Source organism: Rhodococcus sp. 2H158 (assembly GCF_053764755.1).
The window spans coordinates 1-955 of sequence record NZ_JBSNCE010000068.1; the positions used below are offsets into that span (position 1 = coordinate 1).

Below are 955 nucleotides of genomic sequence, written 5' to 3' on the forward strand. Positions count from 1 at the left end.
CTCATGCTCGCCGGGATCCGCGACATCCTGATCATCACCACGCCCGAGGATGCTCCGCAGTTCCAGCGCCTGCTCGGCGACGGGTCGCGCTACGGGGTGAACCTGACCTACCGGGTGCAGCCGGAGCCGAACGGGCTCGCCCAGGCGTTCGTGCTCGGGGCCGAGCACATCGGCACCGGCAGCGTCGCCCTCGTCCTCGGCGACAACATCTTCTACGGCCCCCGCCTGGGCACCCAGCTCACCCGGTTCGCCGACCTCGACGGCGGCGCGGTGTTCGCCTACCGCGTCTCGGATCCCAGGGCCTACGGGGTGATCGAGTTCGACTCCGACGGCCGGGCGCTCTCGCTCGAGGAGAAGCCGGCCACCCCGAAGTCGAACTTCGCGGTGCCCGGGTTGTACTTCTACGACAACGAGGTCGTCGCCATCGCCCACGGTCTGCGCCCGTCGGACCGCGGCGAATACGAGATCACCGACATCAACCGCACCTACCTCGAGGCCGGCCGACTCCAGGTCGAGGTCCTCCCGCGCGGCACCGCCTGGCTCGACACCGGCACCTTCGACTCGCTGCTCGACGCCGGCAACTACGTCCGTACCATCGAACAACGCCAGGGCCTGAAGATCGGCGCCCCCGAGGAGGTCGCGTGGCGGCGCGGCTTCATCACCGACGACGACCTGCGCGCCCTGGCCGCGCCGCTGGTCAAATCCGGCTACGGCAGCTACCTGCTCGACCTGCTCGACCGGGAAGGACACTGACGGTGCACTACCGCGAACTGAAGATCCCCGGCGCCTACGAGATCACCCCCCGACAGTTCGGCGACGACCGCGGCGTCTTCTACGAGTGGTTCAAACAACCCACCTTCACCGACGCCGCCGGACGCGCCCTCGACCTCGCCCAGGCCAACTGCTCGGTCTCCGCCGCCGGGGTGCTGCGCGGCATCCACTACGCCGACGTCCC

At 69.5% G+C, this 955-nt stretch carries 2 protein-coding genes; both read left to right on the forward strand.

Annotated features, from left to right (window positions below; all coding sequences use genetic code 11):
- The coding region (gene rfbA / locus ACWPOB_RS28510) for a glucose-1-phosphate thymidylyltransferase RfbA (protein WP_455402870.1) at nt 1-753 on the forward strand (753 nt) is incomplete at its 5' end.
- A 2-nt stretch (nt 754-755) separates the two neighbouring features.
- Nucleotides 756-955, forward strand: a 200-nt coding sequence (locus ACWPOB_RS28515) for a dTDP-4-dehydrorhamnose 3,5-epimerase family protein (protein WP_455402871.1), incomplete at its 3' end; no start/stop codon positions are given.